We start from the raw sequence: 25007 nt of genomic DNA on the forward strand, positions 1-25007 counted from the left end.
GGAGCGCGGGCCGGCCGGTGTCGGTCAGTTCGGCGAACGGAGGTCGCCCGCAGGCAGCCGCACCGGTTCGCCGGCCGCGTCGTCCAGGTTGGAGAGCCAGCCGGTGACGTCGCGGGCCACGTCCTGCGCGGTCAGGCCCAGGTCGGCGAGGATCTGGGCGCGGGTGCCGTGCGGATGCCAGTCGGCCGGTACGCCGAGGTCGCGCAACGGGACCCGGACGTCCGCGTCGCGCAGCGCCTGGGCCAGCGCGTTACCGACGCCACCGGTACGGACGCCGTCCTCGACGGTGACCACGAGCCGATGCGCGGCGGCCAGCTCGACCAGCTCCGCCGGGACCGGGCGCACCCAGCGCGGGTCGACCACGGTGACCCCGTAGCCCTGCTCGGCGACCCGGGTGGCGACCTCCATGCCGAGCTGGCCGAAGGAGCCGACCGCGACCAGCAGCACGTCGGTCCGCGCCGACTCGGCCAGCACGTCCACCGGGCCGACCCGGCGCACGGCGGGCAGGTCGGCGGCGACCGCACCGGTCGGGAAGCGGACGATGGTCGGGCCGTCGTCGACGGCCACCGCCTCGCGCAGCTCCTCGCGGAGCGTGGCGGCGTCCCGGGGCGCGGCGATCCGCAGGCCCGGCACCACCCCGAAGACCGACATGTCCCACAGGCCGTAGTGGCTCGGCCCGTCCGGGCCGGTGACGCCGGCCCGGTCCAGCACGAAGGTGACCGGGAGCTTGTGCATCGCCACGTCCAGCAGGACCTGGTCGAAGGCGCGGTTGAGGAAGGTGGCGTAGACCGCCACCACCGGGTGCAGCCCGCCGAGGGCCAGGCCGGCGGCCGAGGTGGCCGCATGCTGCTCGGCGATGCCGACGTCGTACACCCGCTCCGGGTACTTGCGGGCCAGCTTGGCGATGCCGGTCGGCTCGGCCATCGCGGCGGTGATGCCCACCACGTCGGGCCGCTCGTCGGCGATCGCGACCAGCTCGTCGGCGAAGACGTGGGTCCACTTCACCGACGGGGCGGCGACCAGCTTGCCGGTCTCGACGTCGAACGCGCCACCGGGGCCGTGCAGGCAGTCCGCCTCGTCCTCCTCGGCGGGGCGGTAGCCGTAGCCCTTGCGGGTGACCGCGTGCACGATCACCGGCCCGCCGAAGTTCTTCGCCGCCCGCAGCGCCGACTCGACCGCGCCGACGTCGTGGCCGTCGACCGGGCCGACGTACTTGATGCCGAGGTCCTCGAACATCGCCTGCGGGGCGACCGCGTCCTTGATGCCGCGCTTGACCGCGTGCAGCACCTCGTACATCGGCCGGCCGACCAGCGGGGTCGAGCCGAGGGCGTCCTTGACGGTGTCCAGGATCTTCTCGTAGCCGGGGTTGAGCCGCAGCGACGAGAGGTGGTCGGCGAGCCCGCCGATGGTCGGCGAGTAGGACCGGCCGTTGTCGTTGACCACGATCACCAGGGGGTTCCCGGCGGTGGCGATGTTGTTCAGCGCCTCCCAGCACATGCCGCCGGTCAGCGCGCCGTCGCCGACCACGGCCACCACGGCCCGCTTCTCGCCCCGCAGCGCGTACGCCTTGGCCAGCCCGTCGGCGTAGGAGAGGGCGGTGGAGGCGTGCGAGTTCTCGATCAGGTCGTGCTCGCTCTCGGCCTGGCTCGGGTAGCCGGAGAGGCCGCCGCGCTGCCGCAGCCGGTCGAAGCCGGCCTGCCGACCGGTGAGGATCTTGTGCACGTACGCCTGGTGCCCGGTGTCGAACAGGAGCCGGTCGCGCGGGGAGTCGAAGACCCGGTGCATCGCGATGGTCAGCTCCACCACGCCGAGGTTGGGGCCGATGTGCCCGCCCGTGCGGGAGACCTTGGCGATCAGGAAGTCCCGGATCTCGGCGGCGAGGATGTCGAGTTCCTCGGCCGACATCCGCTTGACGTCCTGCGGACCGTGCACCGTGGCCAGTAGCCGGCTGTGGTTGGCCGTGTCCTCTTCAACACTCATGACCGATGAGTCTATCGGCCGACACACAGTACGCAGTCCGGGCCGTAACTCAGCTAAACCGGTCGTCGGTCACCCGCAGCCGACGCGGGGCCGGGGTGACGACGGCCACGCGGGCCGGCCCGGACGGGGTCCACGAGCCGAGCACCGCGGCCCGCCGCGCCCCGGTGACCGAGGGCACCGCCCCGGGCAGGCCGTGCCAGGAGAGCCAGCCGAGCAGGGCGAACGCGTACGCCTCCTTGGCCTGCGCCGGCACCCCCAGCTCGTCGGTCGTGCGCAGCCGCCACCGCCCGTCGCCGAGGGCGGCCAGCCGGCGCAGCAGGGTAGGGTTGCGCACCCCGCCCCCGGCGGCGACGACCTCGCGCACGCCGTGCCGGTCACAGGCGTCGGCCACGGTCCGGGCGGTCAGCTCGGTCAGCGTGGCGAACACGTCGTCGACCGGCACCGGCCCGCCCAGCGCGGCGAGCCGGTCGTCCAGGTAGTCGGCGTGGAAGAGTTCCTTCCCGGTCGACTTGGGCGGCGGCGCGGCGTAGTAGGGCTCGGCCAGCAGCAGGTCCAGCAGTCCGGGGTGCACCCGCCCGGCCGCCGCCCTCGCCCCGTCCACGTCGCAGGGCGCGTCGAGCAGGCGACGGGCCGCCGCGTCCAGCAGGGCGTTCGCCGGGCCGATGTCGTAGCCGAGCGGCGGGGCGTCCGGCGCGACCACGGTGAGGTTGGCGATGCCGCCGAGGTTCAGCGCCGCCCGGGGCCCGCTGGCCGCCGCGTCGGCGAGCAGGAGGGCGTCGAAGGCCGGCACCAGGGGCGCGCCCTGCCCGCCGGCGACGACGTCTGCGCTACGCAGGTCGCTCAGCACCGGTACGCCCACCCGGGCGGCCACCCGCGCCGGGCTGCCGAGTTGCAGGGTGCCCCGGACCTGCCCCGCCTCGACCCAGTGGAAGACCGTCTGCCCCGGCGAGACGACCAGGTCGGCCCGGCCGCCGGCCAGCTCCACGCCGACCGCCGCCGCCTCGGCGAACACCTCGCCGAGCCGGTTGTCCAGCCGGCAGACCGCCTCGATGGTGGTGGCCTGCGGTGGCAGCAGCGAGCCGATCCCGGTACGCAGTTCGTCGTCGTAGTCGAGTCCCCGGTGTCCGAGGGGGCGCAGCAGCAGCGTCTCCCCGTCGAGGGTGAACTCGGCGGCAACCACGTCCACCCCGTCGTACGAGGTGCCCGACATCAGTCCCACGATGGTGAGCGCGCGCATGCCGAGCAGCCTAGACCCTGGGTTGTCGGACGCTGCGATGATCGACCGCACCCCGCCCCAGCCGGCGGGACGCCCTCAGACACCCGGGAGCATCGACCGTGACCGCCCTACCGCCGATCTGGCTCCTCGACGTGGACGGTGTCCTCAACGTCACCAGCCCCGCCTGGGGTGGGGTGCCGGACCGGCACCAGGTCTGGTCCGCCGCCGACAGCTACGCGTACCGCTTCTGCTGGGCGCCCGGTCTGATCGACCGCATCCACGACCTGCACCGGGACGGCGTGGTCGAGGTGGTCTGGTGCACCACCTGGTGCGCCGAGGCGGATCTCCTGGAACGGCTCTGGGCCCTGCCGGCCCTGCGTCGGGCGTTCACCGCACCGTTCCGGGACGCCGAGGCGTCTGCGGCGAAGCTCGCCGCCGCCCGCCAGGTGCTCGCCGACGGACGGCGGCTGGTCTGGACCGACGACCTGGAGGTACCCACCGGCGGACCGGTGTACGACGAACTGACCGCGCACGGCCGGGCGTTGCTGATCCGCCCGGCGACCAGTCACGGGCTGCGCCGCAGGCACCTCAACGAGATCGAGATCTTCGCCCGAAACCCGTCAACCGGGGACGCCTAGCCGGAAGCCGCTGGCCCGTCGCTGCCGAGCATCCCCGGCTGCTGTCCCTCACCGCCCATCCCTGAACGGACGGAACCATGACCAACACCGACGGCCTCGGTGACCGGATGAAGTCCTACGAGCAAGCCACCCTCACCGTCCTGCCCCGCCGCACCTACACCATCATCCGCGTGGATGGGAGGGCCTTCCACTCCTATCTACGCGGGGCCGCCAAACCCTACGACCAGCAGTTCATGGAAGACATGGACGCCGTCGCGGCACTGCTGTGCGAGGAGATAGCCGGCGCGGTGATCGCCTACACCCAGTCCGACGAGATCAGCGTGCTTGCCTGCGACTTCGCCACGGCCGGAACGCAGCCGTGGTTCGGTGGTGTGGCCGCGAAGATGGTGTCCGTGTCGGCGGCGCTGGCCTCGGCTGCGCTCACCCGTCGCCGCCCGGAGCAGACCGCGCTGGCGCTGTTCGACTCGCGGGTGTTCACCATCGCCGACCCGCACGAGGTCGCCAACTACTTCGTCTGGCGGCAGCGGGACTGCGTCCGTAACAGCATCACCATGGCCGCCCAGGCGCAGTTCTCCCACAAACGGCTGCACGGGGTGACCACCGGCCAGATGCAGGAGCTGCTGTGGTCGGAGAAGGGCATCAACTGGGACGACTATCCGGATGGTTGCAAGCGTGGCCGGGTGGTGGTGAAGGTGTCCGGGGAGCGGGAGGTGACGTTCACCCACAAACGCACCCAGCAGGTGGAAACGGTGCGGGCGCTGCGGTCGTGGTGGGAGGTCGTGCCCGCGCCGCGCTTCACCGCGGAGGTCGATGGGTTTCTCGCCTCGACGGTGCCGGTCGTCACTTCGTAGCTCACCGAGCCGGGACCAGCAGACCCACCAGCTCCACATGCTGGGTCATCGGGAACAGGTCGAAGCCGCGCAGGGCGGCCAACCGCCAGCCGGCCCCGGTGAAGGTCCGCACGTCCCGGGCGAAGGCGGCCGGGTCGCAGGCGACGTACGCCACCGCGCGCGGCCCGGCGGCGACCAGGTCGCGGACCACCCGCGCGCCCGCGCCGGAGCGCGGCGGGTCGAGCACCACCACGTCGACCGGGCCGGTGATCCGTCGGCGGGCCAGCGCGGTCTCCACCCGGGCCGCCACGACCTCCACCCGGTCCAGGTCGGCCAGGTTCTCCCGAGCCGCCCGGACGCCTTCCTCGGCCGACTCGACCAGGGTGACCCGGCCGGTCGGGCCGACCCGGTCGGCGAGCGCGGCGGCGAAGAGGCCGGCCCCGCCGTAGAGGTCCCAGGCGGTCTCCCCGATACGCGGTTCGAGCAGCTCCAGCACCGCCGTGACCAGGGTGTCCGCCGCGGCCGGGTGGACCTGCCAGAAGGCGGTGGCCGGCAGCGTCCAGTCCCGGCCGACGGCCACCTCGCGGACCGTGCCCGGCCCGCGCACCGGCGTGGGGACCCCCTCGGCGAACGCGGTGACGGCGACGTCCCCGCCGGTGCTGGCGATCGTCTCCACCGCCTCCGCCTCCGGCCACCGGGTGCCGCTGACCGCCAGCAGCGGCAGGTCCTGGATGGCCGGGTGGGCGATCAGGCAGCGGTCGACCGGCACGACCTCGTGCGAGCGGTGCTTGAGCAGGCCGGCCCGACCGGCCGCGTCGACCGCGTACCGGACCCGGGACCGCCAGCCCAGCGGACCGCCGGGCAGCGCCGCCACCCGGACGTCGAGGGCGTCCAGTTCCGCGCCGGTCAGGCCGCCGAGTCGGGTGAGCTGCTCGCGCACCACCGACGCCTTCCATTCCCGCTGCGCCTCGGGCGCGACGTGTTGCAGGTCGCAGCCACCGCAGCGCCCCGGCCGCGCGTACGGGCAGGGCGGCTCGACCCGCTGCGCCGCCGCCTCCAGTACGGTCACCGCGTCGGCGCGGAGGAACCCCCGGTGCACCTCGGTGACCTCGGCGAGCACCCGTTCGCCGGGGAGCGCGTGCCGGACGAAGACCACCTGCCCGTCGACCCGCGCCACGCAGTGCCCACCCGGGGCGACCGCCCCGACGGTCAACTCGATCCGCTCGGCCTCCTCAGGCCCCATCCGGACGTCCTCCTGCTCGATGTCGACGTCACTCACCGTCAGCCTCCCGGCCTCGTCTCTCGCGGGGAGCCGCCGTGGGCGCCGGCGGCAGGGTCGGCGGCAACGTGCTGCGCGGGGCCACCCGGGGGCCCCGGGCCGGCCCCCGGCTCAACGTCTCGTCGAACCGGGTCAGGTTCTTGCCCCGGGACGAGGCGAGCTGCCAGGGCACGCTGGTCACCATCACCCCCGGCTCGAAGAGCAGCCGGGTCTTCAGCCGCAACGCGCTCTGGTTGTGCAGCAGGTTCTCCCACCAGCGGCCGACCACGTACTCGGGGATGAAGACGGTGACCACGTCGCGGGGGGACTCCCGGCGGATGGAGGCGACGAAGTTCAGGATCGGCCGGGTGATCTCCCGGTACGGGGAGTCGACCACGGTCAGCGGCACCGGCACGGCCCGCCGCTCCCATTCGGCCTGGAGGACGCGGGTGTCCTTGTCGTCCACGTTCACCGTCACCGCGGTCAGCGAGTCCGGCCGGGTGGCCTGCGCGTACGCCACCGCCCGCAGGGTCGGCTGGTGCAGCTTGCTGACCAGCACGACCGCGTGGTTACGGGCGGGCAGCACGGGCCGGCCCTCGTCCGGGGTCAGCTCCACGGCGACCCGGTCGTAGTGCCGCCGGATGGCGACCATCAGTCCGTAGATCACCGCCATCGCGGCAATGGCGATCCAGGCGCCGAGGAGGAACTTGGTGATCAGCACGATGACCAGCACGGTCGCGGTCAACGCCATGCCGAAACCGTTGATCGCCCGGGAGCGGACCTTCCGGCGGCGGGCCTGGGCGTCCCGCTCGGTACGCAGCAGCCGGTTCCAGTGCCGGATCATGCCCGCCTGGGAGAGGGTGAAGGAGACGAACACCCCGACGATGTAGAGCTGGATGAGCTTCGTCACCTCGGCCTGGAAGCCGACGATCAGCACGACCGCGAAGACGGCCAGGAAGAGGATCCCGTTGGAGAAGGCCAGCCGGTCTCCCCGGGTGTGCAACTGCCGGGGAAGGAACCGGTCCTGGGCGAGGATCGAGCCGAGCACCGGGAAGCCGTTGAAGGCGGTGTTCGCGGCCAGGAAGAGGATCAGGGCGGTCGCCCCGACCACCACGAAGAGCAGCACCGACCCGGAGCCGAAGATCGTCTCGCCGAGCTGGGCGGCCACCGTCTTCTGGACGTACCCCTCGGGGCCGGAGACGATCTGCAGCTTCGGGTCCTCGACGAACTGGAGGCCGGTCAACCGGGCGAGCCAGACGATGCCGACCAGCATGGCCACCGAGACCGTACCGAGCAGCAGCAGGGTGGTGGCCGCGTTGCGGCTCTTCGGCTGCTTGAACGCCGGCACCCCGTTGGAGATCGCCTCCACGCCGGTGAGCGCCGCGCAGCCGGAGGAGAAGCTGCGCAGCAGCAGGAAGGCCATGGCCCACCCGGTCGTGTCGCTCCACTCGGCGACGACCTCCAGGCTGGCGCTCGGCGCGCGGAGGTCATGGCCGAGCACGAACACCCGGACCAGGCCGGTGAGGATCATGCCGACGATGACGATGATGAAGCCGTAGGTGGGGATGGCGAAGGCCGTGCCCGACTCGCGCAGGCCGCGCAGGTTGATCGCGGTGAGCAGCGCCACCGCGGTCACCGCGACGAGCACCTTGTGGGTGGCGACGAACGGGATCACCGAGCCCAGGTTGGCCACCCCGGAGGAGACCGACACCGCGACGGTCAGCACGTAGTCGACCAGCAGCGCGCTGGCCACGCCGATGCCGAACCGGGGGCCGAGGTTGACCGTGGCCACCTCGTAGTCGCCGCCGCCGGAGGGGTAGGCGTGCACCGTCTGCCGGTAGCTGGCGACCACGGTGAGCATCACCACGACCACCGCGAAGGCGATCCACGGGGAGAAGAGGTACGCCGACGCGCCCGCGATGGAGAGGGTCAGCAGGATCTCGTCGGGGGCGTACGCGACGCTGGAGAGCGCGTCGGAGGCGAAGACCGGCAGGGCGATGCGCTTCGGCAACAGGGTGTGCTGGAGCCGGTCGGACCGGAACGGACGACCGAGGAGGAGTCGCTTCAGCAGCGAGGTGGAACGGGCCACAACCGGTAAGCGTACGACCAACGCGGGCCGACGGCCCGGGGTGGCTGGTCGCCGCCCGCGCCCCGGCCGGGTACCGTCTCCTCCGCGTCCCGGCGGGGAACATGGCAGGCTCACAGACGACCGCGCCCTTCGGCGGGCGGGGTGCGCACCTTCGGGAGGGACGCCGTGCATGTCGTGATCATGGGATGCGGCCGGGTCGGCTCGACCCTCGCCCAGAACCTGGAGTCGCGGGGACACTCGGTGGCGGTCATCGACCAGGACGCCGACGCCTTCCGGCGACTCAGTCCGGACTTCGCCGGGACCACCGTGACCGGCGCCGGGTTCGACGGGGACGTGCTGCGCCAGGCCGGCATCGAACGGGCGGACGCCTTCGCGGCGGTCTCCAGCGGCGACAACTCCAACATCATCTCCGCCCGGCTGGCCCGGGAGACGTTCGGGGTGGCCCGGGTGGCCGCCCGGATCTACGACCAACGCCGGGCGCAGGTCTACGAGCGCCTCGGCATCCCCACCGTCGCCACCGTCCGGTGGACCGCGGACCGGATGCTGCGGCACCTGGTCCCCGAGGGGAACGTGGAGATCTTCCGCGACCCGACCAGCACCGTGTCGATCATCGAGGTGCCGACCCACAAGGGCTGGATCGGCCGGCCGTTGCGAACGCTGGAGGGGGCGACCGGCGCGCGCACCGCGTACCTGACCCGCTTCGGCATCGGCACCCTGCCCACCGCCTCCACGGTGGTGCAGGAGGGCGACCAACTTTTCATGCTGGTCACCGACGACATCGCGGCGACGGTCACGGCGGTGGCCGTGGCCCCGCCGGAAGGAGGGCACTGAGCATGCGCATCGCCATTGCCGGGGCGGGGAACGTGGGCCGCTCGATCGCCCAGGAGCTGATCGACAACGGCCACCAGGTGATGCTCATCGAGCGCCAGCCCCGGATGCTCCGGCCGGACCGGGTGCCGGGCGCCGACTGGGTGTTGGCGGACGCGTGCGAGCTGAGCAGCCTCGAGGAGGCCGAGATCGCCGACTGCGACGTGGTGGTCGCGGCGACCGGCGACGACAAGGTCAACCTGGTGGTCTCCCTGCTGGCCAAGACCGAGTTCGCGGTGCCCCGGGTGGTCGCCCGGGTCAACCGCGCGGAGAACGAGTGGCTCTTCACCGAGCAGTGGGGGGTCGACGTCTCGGTGAGCAAGCCGCGGGTGATGGCCGCCCTGGTCGAGGAGGCGGTCACCGTCGGTGACCTGGTCCGGCTGATGACCTTCCGGCAGGGCGAGGCGAACCTGGTCGAGATCACCCTGCCCCCGGCCGCTCCCTACGTCGGGCAGCCGCTACGGGACGTGCCGCTGCCCCGGGACAGCGCGCTGGTGGCCATCGTGCGCGGCAGGCGGGTGCTGGTGCCCAGCCCGGACGACCCGATCGAGGCCGGCGACGAGTTGGTCTTCGTCTGCACCGCCGAGGTCGAGGACGCGGTCCGCGCGGTCGTCCTCGGCCCGGACAGCGTCGAACGCACCCGCAACGGCCACTGACCCCGTTCCGCCCCCTTGGCGCGGCGGGGCGTGGGGTCAGGGGGTGGGGGCGGGGTGGTGGGTCACGCGGCGGACCACCCAGACGGTGATCAGCAGGAGCAACGCGTACGGCGGGTAGCCGAGCGCCAGCCGGGCGATGCCCAGGGCGGTGTCCATGTCGGCGAGGTAGAGGGCCGCCTGCACGCCCACCTTGGCCAGCCAGACCACGCCCCAGAGCACGGTCAGCCAGGTGAAGGTCCGCACCAGCCGGGGGTCCCGCCGCCACTCGGATTTGCCGCCGGCGGCCAGCACCGACCAGATCCAGCCGACCAGCGGTTGCCGGAGGGCGGCCGAGCCGAGCAGCACCAGCCCGTACCCGATGCCGTAGAGAATGCCGGGCAGGTAGAAGGTCTTCTCGTCGCCGGTACGCCAGGCGACCGCCGCGCCGATCGCGATGCCGAAGAGGCCGTTCACGGCGTGTCGGATCGGTCGACGCTGGACCAGTCGCAGCGTGGCGATCACCAGCGCCACCCCGATCGACGCGATGATCGCCGGCCGCAGGTCGGTGACGATGTTGGCCACCACGAAGACGACCACCGGCACGCTGGACTCGACCAGTCCGCGCCAGCCGCCGAGCTGGTCGGCCATCTGCTCGGCGATGGTCGGCAGGCGTTCCTCGTCCGGCGTCTCGTCCTGCGGCGGGGCGGCCGGCTGCTGTCCAGTGGTCATCGGCGGGTCCTCCGGTCGGCGCCCGTCACCGTGGCGGCTCGAGGTCGTAGTACGGGTTGTAGATGACCTTACGGTCGTCCCGCACGGCCACCCGCCCCCGCGCGGTGAGGTGCCGGCCGGGCTCGATGCCGACGATGTGCCGGCGGCCGAGCCAGACCAGGGTCACCACGTCGCTGCCGTCGTAGAGGTCGGCCTCCAGGGTCGGCAGGTTCGTCCGGGGCGTGTAGACCACGGTACGCAATCGGCCGGACACCGACACGACCTGCCCGCGCCGGCACTGCCGCGCGGGGATGCCGCCGCACTGGGCGCTCTCCCGGCGCAGTTCCTGCGCCTCGATCTCGGCCTCGTCGGCGGTGAGCCGGCGCAGCAGGCGACGCAGCGACACCCGACCTTCGTCGGTCACCATGACCTCCGCGTCACCCTCTCCACACGGCCGGCGGTCCGGTACTGGGGCGGACCCCGACAGCGGGGCCCGTACCGTCAGCGTACGCCGACGGCCGGGCCGCCTGGTGCCGCCGGTCGGTCGGAGCTGGTCAGCCCTCGCCGGAGCCGTCCGGCGATGCCCCTGCGGCCTGCGCCGCTGCCTGCGCCTGATGCTGCTCGGCGACCTCGCGGGGCAGTCGCAGCGGCAGCGGCTCGCGGACCGGCTTCGCCTCCTGTCCCCGGTCGACCACCAGCCCGTCGAGGCACTCGGCGAGCGGGCCGGCCGCCGCCGGGTCCACCGCCGCCGCGCCCTGGAAGACGCCCCGGACCATCCAGCGCGGGCCGTCCACACCGATGAACCGCAGGTCGGTGATGCCGTCCGGGGTGCGTACCCGGGCCCGCAGCTCGGTGCCGTACTCCCCCCGCATCTCCTGCGCGGCGGCCCCGTCGTTGAACAACGACTGCCGGATCTCCTCACGCACCTCGTCCCAGATGCCCTCGCTGCGCGGTGCGGCGAAGACGCCGAGCTGGAGCGCGTTCTCCCCGTGCACCAGGACGACCTGCTGGACCACGCCCTGCGGGTCGGCCTGCACCCGTACCTCCACCCCGGCCACCGCCGGGATGTGCAGGCTGCCCAGGTCGAGCCGCTGGACGTCGTCAGACATCTCGGAGATGTCGTACGGGCCGCGGGCGGGCGTGCTCGCGGTCGGCTCCTCGGTGTCCGGCCCGAGCCGGGATTCGGCGGCCCGCTCGTCGCGGGCGTTGCGCCCGGAACCGGCCCGCTTTCGGGAGAAGATCACTGCGTCCACCCTCCGCTGTCCACAATCACCGTGCCACCTCTTCCGTCTGCTCGCCCGCCCGGTCACCGTCGGCCGGCGGCGGGACGAGGCCGGCGTGCCCGCCGGTCGACCCGTGTCCACCGGTCCCGCGACGGGAGTCGGGCAGCTCGGTCACCGGGTGGAACTCGACCCGTTCCACCCGCTGCACAACGAGCTGCGCGATCCGATCGCCACGGGAGATCCTCGCCGGGCTCACCTGATCGTGGTTGATCAGGTTGACCATGATCTCACCCCGGTAACCGGCGTCGACCGTACCGGGAGCGTTCAGCACCGTCACGCCGAGCCGGGCGGCGAGTCCGGAACGCGGGTGCACCAGGCCGACGTACCCGGCGGGCAGCGCCAGGGCCACCCCGGTGGGCACCAGGGCCCGGGCGCCGGGCGCCAGTTCGACGTCGACGGCCGCCACCAGGTCGGCCCCGGCGTCGCCGGGATGGGCGTACGCCGGCAGTGGCAGCCGCGGGTCCAGCTGCCGTACGGGTACGGGTACGGGGTCGTTCACGTCTCGCCTCTTCCTCCGGTTCGCTCCGGTGACCCTGCCATCCTGCCGGTTCGGGCGCCCGCGCCGCGCCGTACCCTCGGACTGTGAGCCTGTCGCCTTCCTCCCCGCCCCGTCAGCCCGGCGCGCACGCCGAGCGGCTCACCCTGCCGTGGTGGCTCTGGCTGGGTGGGCTGGCGGTCGGCGTGCTGCTCGCCGCCGAGATCTGGATGGGCGCGTCCGGCCACCGGGCCTGGCTGCCGTTCGCGGTGCTCCTGCCGGCCACCGCCGCCGGGCTGTGGTGGCTGGGGCGGATCCGCGTCGCGGTCGCCGACGGCGAGCTACGGGTGGACGACGCCCGGCTGCCGGTGCGGTTCGTCGCCGACGTGGTGCCGCTGGACGCCGACGGCCGACGCGAGGTGCTCGGCGTGGGAGCCGATCCGCTCGCCTTCGTGGTGCAGCGGCCGTGGATCAGCGGGGCGGTACAGGTGCTGCTCGACGACCCGGCCGACCCGACCCCGTTCTGGGTGGTCAGCACCCGGCACCCGGTACAACTCGCGGCAGCGCTGCTGGCGGCCAGGGACGTGGCCACCGGCCGGCGGGGGACAGTCCCCGCCGAGGCCGAGCCGACGGTCGGCTGAGGTGTCGACGGTCACCAGGTAGGCGGCAGGGCGGTCGCCGCCGGTGAGGCCGGCCGACCGGCACGGTCGACGAGCGGGTGCCCGACCGGGCGGCCGACCACGCCGGCGTCGGTCAGGGAGCGGCCGGCGGCGGGCCGGGCAGCACGCTCCGCTGTCGGCGCAGGTCGGCACGGATCTGGTCGCCCACCGTGCGGGTGGCGCGCCGGTTGAGGTAGCCGGCCACCGCCGCGCCGGCCAGGAACGGGGCGAGCGTGGTCAGGTTGCGGCCGAAGCGCCTGAGCAGACTGTCCCGCAGTTCCTTGCGGGCGGCCGTGCCGAGCACCGCCGCCACCCCGACGCCCGGTGCCGTCGGGTTGATGCCCCGTTGGGTGGCCCAGGACTGCACCAGCGCCACCGCGCGCTGCGTGCCGGCGGTGGGCAACGCGACGCCGTAGACCTCGTGCAGTTCGCCGATCAGCTTCAGCTCGATCGCCACCACGGCGACCGTCTCCGCGGCCAGCAGGACCGGCGCGGAGAGCAGGGTCGGGGTGACCGCCCACTCCACGGCGGCGACGCCACCGCCGGCCGCCCCCACCCCCGCCGTCGCCCGGGACGCGTTGCGGACCAGGCGTTCGGCGAGCGCGTCGCCGTCCAGTCCGGCGTGGTGCCGGCGCAGCGTGGCCAGGTCCCGCACCGGCACGTACGGTGCGATCTCGCCGACCGTGTCGGTGACCCAGCGCAGCGCGGCCCTGGGCTTGAACAGGTCGGCCAGTCCCCGGGCCCGAGCCTGGGAGACCAGCCGGGTCAGCAGTTGTCGACGCTGCTTGGGTGGCAGGTCGTCGGCGGTCAGCGCCGCGACGGTCGCCCCCAGTTCGTCGCCGGCCGACGGGCCCCCCGGTCCGCCGTCGGGCGACGGGCCCGACCCCGCCGTGGTCGCCGGCTTCGGGGTCGGGCCCGGCTCCGTTTCGCGTCCGCTCATGCCGCCGCCCTCCTGCGTCGTCCGCCGGCCGGGAGATACCCGTCTCGTCACCGAGTGAAGCAGCTCCCGCACAGCGACGCACGACGACCGCGTCCCGCGTCGCTCAGCCGGCGTCGCCGGCTCCGATCAGACGCACTCGCGACAGATCAGTTCCCCGTTGCGTTCGGTGGCGAGCTGGCTTCGGTGGTGCACCAGGAAGCAGCGGGCGCACCGGAACTCGTCCTGCTGCATCGGTAGCACCTTGACTGTCAGCTCCTCGTCGGCCAGGTCGGCGCCGGGCAGCTCGAAGCTCTCGGCCACCTCCGCCTCGTCGACGTCCACGGCGCCCGACTGTGAGTCGACCCGCCGGGCCTTGAGCTCTTCCAGGCTGTCCTCGCCGAGGTCGACCTCGTCGCGACGCGGGGCGTCGTAGTCGGTGGCCATCGGTTTCACTCTCCCATTTCGATATGGTCGCTATCCGGTTGTCACGCCGGACGACGCTGTCCCGGTTCCGCTGGCCGGCCACCACAGTGTCGGTCATCCGACCCGACGGTCGGTCGGATCGGAACTTGCCGGAGGAACTTCCCCCAGCGAGCGCGGTACCTTACCCCCCTCTGGGCGAGGCATGTATACCGCCCTCGTGGCATGGATGTACGCCCTCGTCCCCAAAGTTGTTCCCAATGTGATTCAGGCGACACGAAGATAGGGGTAGTAGTACCCGCTCGCCGGTCGGCACGCCGGCATGTCCGGCTGTTTCCACGCGTCGGCCGGACAACCGATAGCCTCAGCGGCGTACCCGACGGCCCGCCCGTACGGCCGCCCCGTCGCGGGCCGTCCTCGTCCCTCTTCTCCTCGGGGAGCGCCCAGATGAGTTTTGCGCGAGTGCGAGCACTCGTTGTCGTCGGTCTGCTGGCGATCTTCGCCCTGGTGTTCGCGGTGGTGGCGCTGGTGAAGGACACCCAGAGCGACGCCGGCGCCGCGAAGGGCTGCCCGGCGGGGTGGCCGCTGGCCGACGTCACCCTGCGCGAGTCCAAGGACGTCAAGATCAACGTCTACAACGCCACCGCGACGGCGGGCCAGGCCGCCAGCGTGGCCGACGACTTCCGCAACCGGAAGTTCCAGGTGAAGAAGGCCGCCAACGACCCGCAGAAGCGGTCCGTCGACGAGGTGGCCGTGCTGCGTTACGGACCGAAGGGGGTGGGCTCGGCCCACCTGCTGCGGGCGTACTTCCTCAACCAGGCCGTCTACGAGTACGACGCCAAGCGCGAGGACGACATCGTGGACGTGGTGATCGGAAACTCCTTCCAGCAGCTCGCCACCACCACCGAGGTCAACCAGTCCCTCGGCGACCTCGGCTCGCCCCAGGCCCCCGAGAACAGCTGCCCCGCCCCCGTCGACAAGTAGCCGGCCCGGTTCCCCGGGGCAACGACCACCACGCCGTTGCCCGGGGCCGAGCAGCCGCCCCGGCTCGGAACCGGAGCACGGCCTGACCCCGGCCGGCCCTCCGCCCGGAGGCGGTCATGGACCGCCGGAGGCGTCGAGGTCGGCGAGCCGGTCGTGCAGCGCGTCGTACAGGGCGGGGGGCGCCGCGACGACCATGTCCGGCCCCGGGGGAAGCCCCCGCAGCCCGGTGACCCGCAGCCCCGCCTCGGTGCCCACCAACGCGCCGGCAGCCATGTCCCAGGCGGCCAGCCCCTTCTCGTAGTACACGTCCATCCGTCCCTCGGCGGCCATGCAGAGGTCGATCGCGGCGGCCCCCATCCGCCGGATGTCCCGCACGTACGGGATCAGCCCGGCGACCACCCGCGCCTGGTGTGTCCGGCGGGCGGGGTCGTAGCCGAAGCCGGTGGCGACGAGCGCCTGACCGAGATCGGTCTCGGTGGAACAGCGCAGTCGCTGCCCAGCCCGGAACGCGCCACCCCCCAGGGTCGCGGTCCACTCGTCGCCGGTGGCGATGTTGCGGACCACGCCGGCGACCACCCGACCGTCGACCTCGGCCGCCAGGGAGACCGCGTGGTACGGCAGGCCGTAGAGGTAGTTGACCGTGCCGTCGATCGGGTCGACGATCCAGCGGACGCCGCCCGCCGTGGCCGACCGGCCCTCGCCGTACTCCTCGCCCAGTACCGCGTCCTCCGGACGCAGCCGGCGCAGTTCCTCGGTGACCTGCCGCTCGACCGCCCGGTCGGCAGCGGTCACCACGTCGGTGGCGGTGCTCTTGGTCGCGACCGCCGCGACCCCCTCACCCCACATCCGGTAGGCCGTCTCCGCCGCCGTCCGGGCGACCCCGACGGCGACCTCGAGCAGTTCCTCCGACGTCACCGAGCCCATGGCGTCCCCTTCCGCACGTCCGGGACGTCCCCGTGGCGCCCGCGAGTATCATCCTTACAAAGTCCACAAGTTCGCCAATTTCGCGGCCGTCGACCGCCGGTACGCCGTGCGGCGCAGGATGATCGCCGCAGACGGCGTTACAATTCACCCCTGCCCACGCGCCACGGACCGCCAGACGATCGGCCGGCCCGGGACACGGGGGTCCCTCAACCACATCGCCCGACGCGGTGCCCCCTGCTGCGCCGGACGAACCCGGCCGTGCTCGCTCATCGCCTCCGGAAGGTCATTCGTGACAGAACCCCGCCACACCGGCGCCGACGTACGCTCGCTCACCGACACGCTGATCGCCCACGCGCAGAGCGCCGGTGGCCAGTTGACGTCGGCCCAGCTCGCGCGCACCGTCGAGTCCGCTGAGGTGACTCCGGCCCAGGCCAAGAAGATCCTGCGCGCGCTCTCCGACGCGGGCGTGACCGTGGTGGTCGACGGTTCGGCGAGCACCCGCCGCCGGGTCGCCGCCGCCCGATCGGCCACACCGGCGTCCCGGGCCACCACCGCCAAGACCACCAAGAAGACGACCGCCCCGGCGCCGAAGCAGGCTCCCGCCGCCGAGGAGGCGGCGACCCCGGCGCCGCGTAAGGCCACCGCCCGCAAGGCGGCCGGCGCGACCGCCGAGGGGGCCGCCAAGGCCACGCCGGCCAAGGCCGCCAAGGCGACCCGGGCCACCAAGGCGACGGCTGCCGCCGGCGCCCCGGCCAAGGCCGCCACCAAGGCCAAGGGCGGCGAGGGGCCCGAGGGCGACATCGATCCCGAGGAACTCGCCGCCGAGATCGAGGACGTGGTGGTCGAGGAGCCGGCCGAGCTGGCCCAGGCCGCCGCGGCCGACGCGGCCAGCTCCGCCAGCGACAACGACTTCGAGTGGGACGACGAGGAGTCCGAGGCGCTCAAGCAGGCGCGTCGGGACGCCGAACTCACCGCGTCCGCCGACTCGGTCCGGGCGTACCTCAAGCAGATCGGCAAGGTCCCGCTACTCAACGCCGAGCAGGAGGTGGAGCTCGCCAAGCGGATCGAGGCGGGGCTCTACGCCGCGGAGCGGCTGCGCGCCGCCGAGGAGGGCGAGGAGAAGCTCACTCGCGAGATGCAGCGCGACCTGGGCTGGATCTCCCGGGACGGCGAGCGGGCCAAGAACCACCTGCTGGAGGCGAACCTGCGGCTGGTGGTCTCCCTCGCCAAGCGGTACACCGGACGCGGCATGGCCTTCCTCGACCTCATCCAGGAAGGCAACCTCGGCCTCATCCGCGCCGTCGAGAAGTTCGACTACACCAAGGGCTACAAGTTCTCCACCTACGCCACCTGGTGGATCCGCCAGGCCATCACCCGCGCCATGGCCGACCAGGCCCGCACCATCCGCATCCCGGTGCACATGGTCGAGGTGATCAACAAGCTCGGCCGGATCCAGCGCGAGCTGCTCCAGGACCTGGGCCGCGAGCCCACCCCGGAGGAGCTGGCCAAGGAGATGGACATCACACCCGAGAAGGTGCTGGAGATCCAGCAGTACGCTCGGGAGCCGATCTCCCTGGACCAGACGATCGGTGACGAGGGGGACAGCCAGCTCGGTGACTTCATCGAGGACTCGGAGGCCGTGGTCGCGGTCGACGCGGTGTCGTTCTCGCTGCTCCAGGACCAGCTCCAGCAGGTCCTGCAGACGCTCTCCGAGCGGGAGGCGGGCGTGGTGCGGCTGCGCTTCGGTTTGACCGACGGTCAGCCCCGGACGCTGGACGAGATCAGCCAGGTGTACGGGGTGACCCGGGAGCGCATCCGGCAGATCGAGTCCAAGACCATGTCGAAGCTCCGGCACCCGTCCCGGTCCCAGGTACTGCGTGACTACCTGGACTGAGCAATTCCGTCAACCAACGGTGTCGGTTTGATCACCAGACGTACAACACGCCCCGGCGACCGGGCGGTTGCACGATTGTGATCGTTGACGTGGCACCCTTGGTGCACGGCACACTGTCCCCCATGTGTGACCCCGGTCCCCCGCGGGCACACTGGGAAGGCAGGGCCCGGCAAGGGTGTTGCACGATAGGTGAGCAATGACCGACGAGAGTGTTCATCGGTGACGACCAGAGGAGGAAGGCGATGACCCCGACCCTCACGCCGCCGCCCGAGACGGTGGCTCCCCCAGCCGCCGATGAACGGTGCGACCGCTGCAATGCTGCCGGCAAGCTCCGCATCACTCTGGCTGGTGGGAGCGAGCTGGTGTTCTGTGGGCACCACGCGAACAAGTACGCGGAGGATCTGGTGAAGATCACCGTGCGGTACGCGACGGACCCGGAGTTCACCTGGCGTGGCGCCGATCTGATGGCAAACTAACCGCAAACCCGACATACCGTAGGACCGGGAGCCCACCGAGGGCTCCCGGTCCTCTCGTTTGTCCGGGTCCTGGCGCCGCCCCGTCAGAGGGCGAGTCAGACCCGCCGGGTGATCCGCTCCTGCATCCTCACTGTCAGAGGGTCTGCACGGTGGCGATGCGCTCCTCGAGTTGCTCGATGGTGGCCTGGGCACTCGGTGGGCCACCGCAGAGCCGACGCAGCTCAGCGTGGATCTTGCCGTGCGGCTGGCCGGTACGGTGGTGCCGGGCGGCCACCAGGGCGTTGAGCTGCCGTCTGAGGGCCACCCGACGCTGGGCGGCACTCATCGGTGGCGGCGGTGGCGACGGCGCGGCAGCGGCCGGTTCGGCGGCCCGCGCGGCTGCCCGCCGGCGCTGGGCGGCGAGTTGCTCGGCCTGCCGCTTGTTCAGCAGCACCGCCACCTGGTCGGCGGTGAGCAGACCGGGGAGACCGAGGTACTCCTCCTCCTCCGGGGTGCCCGCCTGGGCGGCGGTGCCGAACGACGCGCCGTCGAAGATCACCTGATCCAGTTCGGCGGTGGCGGAGAGCGCCGCGAAACGCTTCTCCAACTCGCCACTGGCCTGGTCGTCCCGCTGCGCCCGCTCCAGCAGGTCGTCGTCGAAGCCCTCCCGGTCCTTGGGCTTGCCGAGCACGTGGTCCCGTTCGGCCTCCATCTCGCTGGCCAGCCCGAGCAGGTGCGGCACGCTCGGCAGGAAGACCGAGGCGGTCTCCCCGGGGCGACGGGCCCGGACGAACCGACCGATCGCCTGGGCGAAGTACAGTGGCGTGCTGGCGCTGGTCGCGTAGACCCCGACCGCCAGCCGGGGGATGTCGACCCCCTCGGAGACCATCCGCACCGCCACCAGCCAGCGCTGGTCGGACGCGGAGAAGGTGGCGATCCGGGCCGAGGCGCCGACGTCGTCGGAGAGCACCACAGCGGCCTTCTCCCCGGTCAGTTGCTCGATGAGCTTGGCGTACGAGCGGGCGGTCTGCTGGTCGGTGGCGATGACCAACCCACCGGCGTCGCTCATCCCCGCTTCGCGCAGCACGGTCAGCCGGGCGTCGGCGGCGCGCAGGACCTGCGGCATCCAGTCACCGGCCGGGTCGAGGGCGGTCCGCCAGGCCTGCGCGACCAGGTCCTGGGTCATCGGCTCGCCCAGCCGGGCGGCCAACTCCTCCCCCGCGTTGGTGCGCCACCGGGTCTCCCCCGAGTACGCCAGGAACAGCACCGGCCGGACCACGTTGTCGCGCAGCGCCTCGGAGTAGCCGTAGACCGAGTCGGCCCGGGAGCGTTGCAGGCCGTCCTCGCCCCGTTCGTAGGTGACGAACGGAATGGGGTTGTCGTCGGAGCGGAACGGCGTACCGGTGAGCATCAACCGGCGTACGGCGGGCTCGAAGGCCGCTTTCACCCCGTCGCCCCAGGTACGGGAGTCGCCGGCGTGGTGGATCTCGTCGAGGATGACCAGGGTGCGCCGGGTCAGAGTGCGCCGTTTGTGCACGTGGGGGGCCATCCCCACCTGCGCGTAGGTGACCACCGCACCGTGGAAGTCGGCGGAGGAGTGCACGTCGGCGTTGCGGAAGGCGGCGTCGAGCTGGATGCCGACCCGGGCCGCCGCCTGCGCCCACTGGGTCTTCAGGTGCTCGGTGGGGGCGACCACGGTGACCGCGTCGACGGTGCCGTCGACGAGCAGTTCGGCGGCGATCCGCAGGGCGAAGGTGGTCTTTCCCGCGCCGGGGGTGGCGACCGCCGTGAAGTCGGGATCCCGGCGGCGCAGGTACTCCACCAGGGCCTTGCGCTGCCAGGCACGCAGTGGCGGAAACGTCTCGATCGCCGGCAACCGGGCAGCCACGCAACCGCTCCTCTCCGACCGCCGTAGGCGGGACCCGGCCGGGGGCCACGGGTACCGCCGCCCATGAAAACGCCTCCGCGCCCGGACGCCGCGAAGGCCGGACCAGCATAACCAGGTGGCTCGGAGCACGCCTGGCGACACCACCGCCCCGTCCGTCACCTGGACCACACCGTCGCGATACGGGGTGTTCAGGACGGCGGTGGGTGGCCGTTCGGGCGAGGTGGCCGGAACGTGGGCAGCGGGGCGGACCAGTGCCGGCGCAGGGCCACCAGGCGGAGGCCGAAGACCAGCGCCGCGGCGACAGTCAGCGGGACGGGGCCGGTGCGGTCGAGGCCGTCCAGCGCCACCACCGTGGCCGCGCCGATCAGGGCGGCGACCGCGTAGATCTCCCGGCGCAGCACGACCGGGATCTCCCCGGTGAGCAGGTCCCGGCCGAGGCCGCCGCCGATCCCGGTGAGCATGCCGACCAGGCACGCGCCGACCGGCGGAACCTGCGCGTCCAGGGCCCGGAGGGTGCCGGTGACGGTGAACAGGGCCAGCCCCGCCGCGTCCAGCACCAGGACGGTGGTCCGCAGTCGGGCGAACTGGGGGTGCAGCCGGAAGACGACCGCCGAGGCGACCACGGCGGTGGCGGCGTACCGCCAGTCCGCGAAGGCGAGCGGCGGGGCCTGGTCGACGACGAGGTCCCGGACGATGCCGCCGCCGAGGGCGGCCACGAAGCCGACGAAGACGACGCCGAAGAGGTCCAGGCGCTTGGCCACCGCGGCGGACGCCCCGGAGGCGGCGAAGACAGCCACGCCGACCAGGTCGGCCAGGAGCAGGGCGGTGGAGGTGGTCACCGCCGCAGGTTACGTGGGCGGCCGGTCGGGCCGCCCACGGTCAGTCGGCCCAGGAGTCGTAGATCTCCTTGCAGGCGGGGCAGACCGGGGAACCGGGCTTGGCCGCCTTGGTCACCGGGAAGGTCTCCCCGCAGAGCGCGACCACGAACGTACCCATCACGGCACTCTCGGCGATCTTCTCTTTACGGACGTAATGGAACATTTCCGGCCCGGTGTCGGCGTCCTTCACTTCGGGACGCTCGAGAACCTCTGTGCTCATGACACACCTCCAACTTTCCAGTCTGGCAGGTCACTTCCGCATGGTCCACCGGAGTGTCCCGGTAGGCGCACCGCACCGTACGGTGGCGGCGTGACCGACTTTCACATCCGACCCGGCGACGAGGTCGCCGAGGCGCTGCGCGCCGGGCGTCCGGTGGTCGCCCTGGAGAGCACCATCGTCTCGCACGGCCTGCCCCGGCCGGAAAACCTGCGGGTCGCCCGGCAGATCGAGCGGGCGGTCCGGGACGTGGGCGCGGTGCCGGCGACCATCGGCATGGTGGGCGGCCGGCTGGTGGTGGGACTCGACGACGCGGAGCTGACCCGGCTGGCCACCGCCGACGGCGTGGCGAAGCTCTCCGTACGGGATCTCGCGGTGGCCGCCGCGACCGGCGCGGACGGGGCGACGACGGTCGCCGCGACCAGCGCGGTGGCCGCCGCGGCGGGGATCAGGGTGTTCGCCACCGGCGGGCTCGGCGGGGTGCACCGGGAGGCCGCGCAGACCTTCGACGAGTCGGCCGACCTGACCACCCTGGCCCGCACCCCGATCGCGGTGGTCTGCGCCGGGGTCAAGTCGATCCTCGACGTCGGGGCGACCCTGGAGCGGATGGAGACGCTCGGCGTCGGGGTGGTCGGCTACCGCACCCGGCGGTTCCCCGGTTTCTTCGTCACCGACGGCGGTTTCGACCTGGACTGGTCGGTCGACTCGCCGGAGCAGGTGGCGGCGGTGCTGGCCGCCCGTGCCGCACACGGCGTGCAGACCGGCGGGCTGGTGGTGGCCAACCCACTCCCCGTCGACGAGCAGCTCGACCGGGACCTGCACGACCGGACCCTCGCCGACGGGCTGGCCCGGCTCGAGCGGGCCGGGGTGACCGGCAAGGCGGTGACGCCGTACCTGCTCGCCCACTTCCACTCCGCCACGCAGGGGGCGAGCCTGGCGGTGAACGTCCGGCTCGTCCTGCGCAACGCGGACCTGGCCGCGCGGATCGCGGTCGCCGCCGCCCGCTCCGCCGCCTGATGAACCGCCCGCCCCGGGTGGTCGTGGTCGGCGACGTGGTGACCGACGTGGTCGCAGTGGTCGCCGGACCACTGGCGATCGGTTCGGACACCCCGGCCGAGATCCGGGTCACCGGCGGCGGCCAGGCCGCCAACACCGCCGCCTGGCTGGCCGAGCTGGGCGTACCGGTCACCCTGGTCGGGGCGGTCGGGGACGACGAGGCGGGTCGGGCGCGGGTCGCCGAGCTGACCCGGGCCGGGATCGACTGCGCGGTCGTCGCGTACGGCGACCGGCCGACCGGCAGCGTGGTGGTGCTCGCCTCCGGCGTCGAGCGGACCATGCTCACCGAGCGCGGGGCGAACGAGCGGTTGACCGGCGCGCAGGTGCGCTCAGCCCTGGCCGGGGCGTCGGACGCGCGGCACCTGCATCTGTCGGCGTACCCGCTGCTGGACGCCGTGTCGCGCGACGCGGGACTCGCGGCGTTGGCCGCGGCGCGCGAGGGTGGGCTCACCACCAGCGTCGACGCGGCGTCCGCGGCGCCGCTGCGGCAGGTCGGCGCGGCGGCGTTCCTGGACTGGGTACGCGGCGTCGACCTGCTCCTGGTCAACGCCGACGAGGCGGAGGTGCTCGCCGGCGGCACCGACCCGGCCGAGCGGGCCCGGACGCTGACGGCGACGGCCCGGTACGTGGTGGTCAAGTGCGGATCGGCCGGGTCGGTCTGGGCCGGACCGGACGGCACGGTGACGACGGCACCGGCGCAGCGGGTGGCGGTGGTCGACGTCACCGGGGCCGGAGATGCCTTCGCGGCCGGGCTGATCGCCGGCTGGCTCGCCGGGGCGACCCCGGCGGCAGCGCTGGCCCGCGCCGGCGGGCTCGGCGCCCGCGCGGTGGCCGGAGTCGGCGCGCGCCCGCCTGGGTGAGGCCGAGCCAGGTGAGGCCGAGCCCTCAGTCGCACGGCCGGCCCGGGTGAGGCCGAGCCCAGAGCCGTACGGCCCACCCCGGTGTGGCCGGGACTTCAGAGGTCGGCGTCGATGACCCGGTGGGGGCGTTCCTCGGTGGCGGCGAGGCTACGCGGCGGGGGCGCGTCCCGGCGCGGCGGGCGGTGGAACATCCGGTTCTCGTCCTTCGGCGGCCGGTCGTTGGCGATCAGCACCGCCAGCCAGGGGATGAGCACCATGCCGAGCGCGCAGAGCGGCAGCCAGAGCCAGAGCAGCGGGGCCTGCGCCCCGACCAGGACAGCGCCCACGACCAGGCAGGCCACCCGGATCGACATCATCACGACGTACCGTCGCTGCCGGCTGTTGAGCTGGTCGTCCTGGCTGCGCGGGGCGTCGGTGATCAGGATCGGCTGGTACGCCTGACGCTTCACGACGGACCTCCTCGAGGGGTTCGACCCATCCTGTCACCTGAGACCGTCTCACGGCGACAGTCGACGCGACGGGATTCCGTGTTACGTGCGTGGTACGCTCCGCCCGTGGGTAGCCGGTTCAGCTTCACCGAGGAGGCACTGGCCAACCTGCGGGTCTACGGCGTCTCCCCGGGCGAGGTCTGGGAGGCGCTGCACAGCTCCCGCCGGGTGATCCGGCACCTGGGCGACGACGTGATGGTCGTCTACGCCGCCGCCCGCCGGGGCCGAGGGTTGGCCGTGCTGCTCGCCGAGGCCGACGGGCTCGACAACGACTGGGACATCCTCTCCGCCCGCGACCTGAGCGACGTGGAAGCCAAGCGCTACGAGGAAGCCGTGCGGAGATCGCGCCGATGAGGAGGCCGGGACGATGAACCGCGAGGACGCGACCAGGCAGTTCCACGAGGGTGGCGACCGCCTGGCCGAACTGGTCGACGACGGCCAGCCGGTCGGGCTGCCGACGCCGGACACCGACGTGCCGATGGTCAGCCGGTCGGTGCGCCTGCCCCTGGACACCTACGAGCGGGTCCGGGCCGTGGCCGAGGCCCGGGGGCTCGGGGTCACCACGCTGATGCGGCAGTGGATCGAGGCCGGCCTGGCCGACCTGGACGACTCGGCGACGGTCTCCCTGGCCGACGTGCGGCGGGCCCTCGCCGCCCTCGCCCACCCGACCGCCGCCTGAGCCACCCGCCGGTCAGCCCTTCGCTGCGGCGACGCGGTACCACCCGGCCGGGCCCGTGCCGCTCGCCGGCCGGTACCGCCGACGGTCAGCCCTTCGTCGCCTTGGCCGCTGCCTTCTGCTGCTGCTTGTACTCACGCACCCGGCCCAGCGACGCCACGTCGGTGATGTCGGCCACCGAGCGGTACGCGTCCGCGTCGCCGTACCCGCCGGCCGCCTCCCGCCAGCCGGTCGGGCGGACGTCGAAGCGCTTGCCGAGCAGGGCCAGGAAGATCTGCGCCTTCTGCTGGCCGAAGCCGGGCAGGTCGGTGAGTCGGCGCAGCAGCTGCGTGCCGTCGGTGACGTCGGCCCAGATCCCGGCGGCGTTCCCGTCGTACCGCTCGACCAGCACCCGGCACACCTCCTGCACCCGGCCCGCCATCGCCTTCGGGAACCGGTGCAGGGCCGGCGGCCGGGCGAAGACCTCGACCAGGGCCTCCGGGTCGTACGCTGCCAACTCCCGGGCGTCCGGTGCGTGCCCGAGCCGCTCGGCCAGCACGTACGGCGAGGTGAACGCCTTCTCGAGCGGGATCTGTTGGTCCAGGACCATGCCGAGCAGCAGGGCCAACGGATCATGGTTGAGCAGCCGGTTGGCCTCGGGGTCGATGGGCAACGAGAGCGTCATGCGCCCATCCTGCCCGGCTGAGCCCGTCAGGAACGGCACGACGTAC

The 25007-nt window shown here is 73.0% G+C and carries 28 protein-coding genes; 12 read left to right on the plus strand and 16 right to left on the minus strand.

The genetic code is table 11. The features are described from left to right. Positions 1 to 24: 24 nt before the first annotated feature. Positions 25 to 1980: a 1-deoxy-D-xylulose-5-phosphate synthase gene (gene dxs, locus GA0074692_RS17020; protein WP_091645813.1), complete on the minus strand. Its 1956-nt coding sequence runs from the start codon at positions 1978 to 1980 to the stop codon at positions 25 to 27. A 49-nt stretch (positions 1981 to 2029) separates the two neighbouring features. Next, the gene (locus tag GA0074692_RS17025) at positions 2030 to 3217 is read right to left on the minus strand and encodes an anhydro-N-acetylmuramic acid kinase (protein WP_091645815.1); all 1188 of its coding nucleotides are present in this window, start codon (positions 3215 to 3217) and stop codon (positions 2030 to 2032) included. A 98-nt stretch (positions 3218 to 3315) separates the two neighbouring features. Between GA0074692_RS17025 and GA0074692_RS17030 the strand changes: the two genes are divergently transcribed. Further along, positions 3316 to 3834 carry an HAD domain-containing protein gene (locus tag GA0074692_RS17030; protein ID WP_091645816.1) on the plus strand — a complete coding sequence of 173 codons (519 nt, stop codon included), beginning with the start codon at positions 3316 to 3318 and terminating at the stop codon, positions 3832 to 3834. A 77-nt stretch (positions 3835 to 3911) separates the two neighbouring features. Further along, positions 3912 to 4685: a tRNA(His) guanylyltransferase Thg1 family protein gene (locus tag GA0074692_RS17035; protein ID WP_091645817.1), complete on the plus strand. Its 774-nt coding sequence runs from the start codon at positions 3912 to 3914 to the stop codon at positions 4683 to 4685. 1 nt (position 4686) lies between these two features. Here GA0074692_RS17035 and GA0074692_RS17040 read toward each other — a convergent pair whose 3' ends face one another. Further along, positions 4687 to 5907: a class I SAM-dependent RNA methyltransferase gene (locus tag GA0074692_RS17040; protein ID WP_091653614.1), complete on the minus strand. Its 1221-nt coding sequence runs from the start codon at positions 5905 to 5907 to the stop codon at positions 4687 to 4689. 28 nt (positions 5908 to 5935) lie between these two features. Continuing rightward, the gene (locus GA0074692_RS17045) at positions 5936 to 8011 is read right to left on the minus strand and encodes an APC family permease (protein WP_091645818.1); all 2076 of its coding nucleotides are present in this window, start codon (positions 8009 to 8011) and stop codon (positions 5936 to 5938) included. Between the two features lie 165 nt (positions 8012 to 8176). Between GA0074692_RS17045 and GA0074692_RS17050 the strand changes: the two genes are divergently transcribed. Together GA0074692_RS17050 and GA0074692_RS17055 are read left to right on the plus strand one after the other, a co-directional pair. Beyond that, entirely contained in the window at positions 8177 to 8842 is a 666-nt protein-coding gene (locus GA0074692_RS17050) for a potassium channel family protein (protein WP_091653616.1), read from the plus strand. A 2-nt stretch (positions 8843 to 8844) separates the two neighbouring features. After that, a complete protein-coding gene (locus GA0074692_RS17055) occupies positions 8845 to 9534 on the plus strand; it encodes a potassium channel family protein (protein ID WP_091645820.1) in 690 nt (229 codons plus the stop codon). A 36-nt stretch (positions 9535 to 9570) separates the two neighbouring features. Here GA0074692_RS17055 and GA0074692_RS17060 read toward each other — a convergent pair whose 3' ends face one another. The 4 genes from GA0074692_RS17060 to dut form a co-directional block, all read right to left on the minus strand. Beyond that, positions 9571 to 10242, minus strand: coding sequence for a DUF3159 domain-containing protein (locus GA0074692_RS17060; RefSeq protein ID WP_091645822.1), 672 nt, complete (start codon positions 10240 to 10242; stop codon positions 9571 to 9573). A gap of 25 nt (positions 10243 to 10267) precedes the next feature. Next, positions 10268 to 10648 (minus strand): OB-fold nucleic acid binding domain-containing protein, encoded by a 381-nt coding sequence (locus tag GA0074692_RS17065; RefSeq protein ID WP_091645823.1) that lies wholly within the window; start codon positions 10646 to 10648, stop codon positions 10268 to 10270. Positions 10649 to 10775: 127 nt separating this feature from the next. After that, positions 10776 to 11465 carry a DUF3710 domain-containing protein gene (locus GA0074692_RS17070; RefSeq protein WP_091653618.1) on the minus strand — a complete coding sequence of 230 codons (690 nt, stop codon included), beginning with the start codon at positions 11463 to 11465 and terminating at the stop codon, positions 10776 to 10778. Positions 11466 to 11490: 25 nt separating this feature from the next. Continuing rightward, entirely contained in the window at positions 11491 to 12003 is a 513-nt protein-coding gene (gene dut / locus GA0074692_RS17075; protein WP_091645825.1) for a dUTP diphosphatase, read from the minus strand. Between the two features lie 89 nt (positions 12004 to 12092). Between dut and GA0074692_RS17080 the strand changes: the two genes are divergently transcribed. Beyond that, positions 12093 to 12620 (plus strand): DUF3093 domain-containing protein, encoded by a 528-nt coding sequence (locus GA0074692_RS17080; protein ID WP_425413392.1) that lies wholly within the window; start codon positions 12093 to 12095, stop codon positions 12618 to 12620. A 112-nt stretch (positions 12621 to 12732) separates the two neighbouring features. On the opposite strand, the gene GA0074692_RS17085 is transcribed toward GA0074692_RS17080, so the two are convergent. Further along, positions 12733 to 13578: a hypothetical protein gene (locus tag GA0074692_RS17085; protein WP_245730340.1), complete on the minus strand. Its 846-nt coding sequence runs from the start codon at positions 13576 to 13578 to the stop codon at positions 12733 to 12735. Positions 13579 to 13704: 126 nt separating this feature from the next. After that, positions 13705 to 14001: a DUF4193 domain-containing protein gene (locus GA0074692_RS17090; protein WP_088980060.1), complete on the minus strand. Its 297-nt coding sequence runs from the start codon at positions 13999 to 14001 to the stop codon at positions 13705 to 13707. A 438-nt stretch (positions 14002 to 14439) separates the two neighbouring features. Between GA0074692_RS17090 and GA0074692_RS17095 the strand changes: the two genes are divergently transcribed. After that, positions 14440 to 14961, plus strand: a complete 522-nt coding sequence (locus tag GA0074692_RS17095) for a LytR C-terminal domain-containing protein (RefSeq protein WP_176738710.1) — start codon at positions 14440 to 14442, stop codon at positions 14959 to 14961. A 114-nt stretch (positions 14962 to 15075) separates the two neighbouring features. Here GA0074692_RS17095 and GA0074692_RS17100 read toward each other — a convergent pair whose 3' ends face one another. Further along, on the minus strand, positions 15076 to 15885 hold the full coding sequence (locus tag GA0074692_RS17100) for an inositol monophosphatase family protein (protein WP_091645830.1): 810 nt from the start codon (positions 15883 to 15885) through the stop codon (positions 15076 to 15078). A 289-nt stretch (positions 15886 to 16174) separates the two neighbouring features. On the opposite strand from GA0074692_RS17100, the gene GA0074692_RS17105 reads away from it, so the two are divergent. Together GA0074692_RS17105 and GA0074692_RS17110 are read left to right on the plus strand one after the other, a co-directional pair. After that, entirely contained in the window at positions 16175 to 17779 is a 1605-nt protein-coding gene (locus GA0074692_RS17105) for an RNA polymerase sigma factor (RefSeq protein WP_091645831.1), read from the plus strand. A gap of 242 nt (positions 17780 to 18021) precedes the next feature. Continuing rightward, a complete protein-coding gene (locus GA0074692_RS17110; protein WP_091463143.1) occupies positions 18022 to 18255 on the plus strand; it encodes a DUF7455 domain-containing protein in 234 nt (77 codons plus the stop codon). Between the two features lie 133 nt (positions 18256 to 18388). Here GA0074692_RS17110 and GA0074692_RS17115 read toward each other — a convergent pair whose 3' ends face one another. The 3 genes from GA0074692_RS17115 to GA0074692_RS17125 form a co-directional block, all read right to left on the minus strand. Beyond that, positions 18389 to 20122, minus strand: a complete 1734-nt coding sequence (locus GA0074692_RS17115; RefSeq protein ID WP_091645833.1) for a DEAD/DEAH box helicase — start codon at positions 20120 to 20122, stop codon at positions 18389 to 18391. A 188-nt stretch (positions 20123 to 20310) separates the two neighbouring features. Next, positions 20311 to 20961 carry a trimeric intracellular cation channel family protein gene (locus GA0074692_RS17120; RefSeq protein ID WP_091645835.1) on the minus strand — a complete coding sequence of 217 codons (651 nt, stop codon included), beginning with the start codon at positions 20959 to 20961 and terminating at the stop codon, positions 20311 to 20313. Positions 20962 to 21001: 40 nt separating this feature from the next. Next, complete coding sequence (locus GA0074692_RS17125) at positions 21002 to 21220, minus strand: DUF3039 domain-containing protein (protein WP_091645837.1); 219 nt, start codon at positions 21218 to 21220, stop codon at positions 21002 to 21004. A gap of 90 nt (positions 21221 to 21310) precedes the next feature. Between GA0074692_RS17125 and GA0074692_RS17130 the strand changes: the two genes are divergently transcribed. Together GA0074692_RS17130 and GA0074692_RS17135 are read left to right on the plus strand one after the other, a co-directional pair. Then, on the plus strand, positions 21311 to 22234 hold the full coding sequence (locus tag GA0074692_RS17130; RefSeq protein ID WP_091645838.1) for a pseudouridine-5'-phosphate glycosidase: 924 nt from the start codon (positions 21311 to 21313) through the stop codon (positions 22232 to 22234). After that, positions 22234 to 23133 carry a carbohydrate kinase family protein gene (locus tag GA0074692_RS17135; RefSeq protein WP_091645840.1) on the plus strand — a complete coding sequence of 300 codons (900 nt, stop codon included), beginning with the start codon at positions 22234 to 22236 and terminating at the stop codon, positions 23131 to 23133. The genes GA0074692_RS17130 and GA0074692_RS17135 overlap by 1 nt, the downstream gene beginning before the upstream one ends. Positions 23134 to 23228: 95 nt before the next feature. On the opposite strand, the gene GA0074692_RS17140 is transcribed toward GA0074692_RS17135, so the two are convergent. Next, complete coding sequence (locus GA0074692_RS17140; protein ID WP_091645841.1) at positions 23229 to 23582, minus strand: DUF3099 domain-containing protein; 354 nt, start codon at positions 23580 to 23582, stop codon at positions 23229 to 23231. Positions 23583 to 23687: 105 nt separating this feature from the next. Between GA0074692_RS17140 and GA0074692_RS17145 the strand changes: the two genes are divergently transcribed. Next, entirely contained in the window at positions 23688 to 23975 is a 288-nt protein-coding gene (locus GA0074692_RS17145) for a hypothetical protein (protein WP_245730341.1), read from the plus strand. Positions 23976 to 23988: 13 nt separating this feature from the next. Next, positions 23989 to 24300: a hypothetical protein gene (locus GA0074692_RS17150; protein ID WP_091645847.1), complete on the plus strand. Its 312-nt coding sequence runs from the start codon at positions 23989 to 23991 to the stop codon at positions 24298 to 24300. 85 nt (positions 24301 to 24385) lie between these two features. Here GA0074692_RS17150 and GA0074692_RS17155 read toward each other — a convergent pair whose 3' ends face one another. After that, positions 24386 to 24961: an HhH-GPD-type base excision DNA repair protein gene (locus GA0074692_RS17155; protein ID WP_091645849.1), complete on the minus strand. Its 576-nt coding sequence runs from the start codon at positions 24959 to 24961 to the stop codon at positions 24386 to 24388. Positions 24962 to 25007 lie beyond the last annotated feature (46 nt).

Origin of the sequence: Micromonospora pallida (genome assembly GCF_900090325.1) — a bacterium.
GTDB lineage: Bacteria > Actinomycetota > Actinomycetes > Mycobacteriales > Micromonosporaceae > Micromonospora > Micromonospora pallida.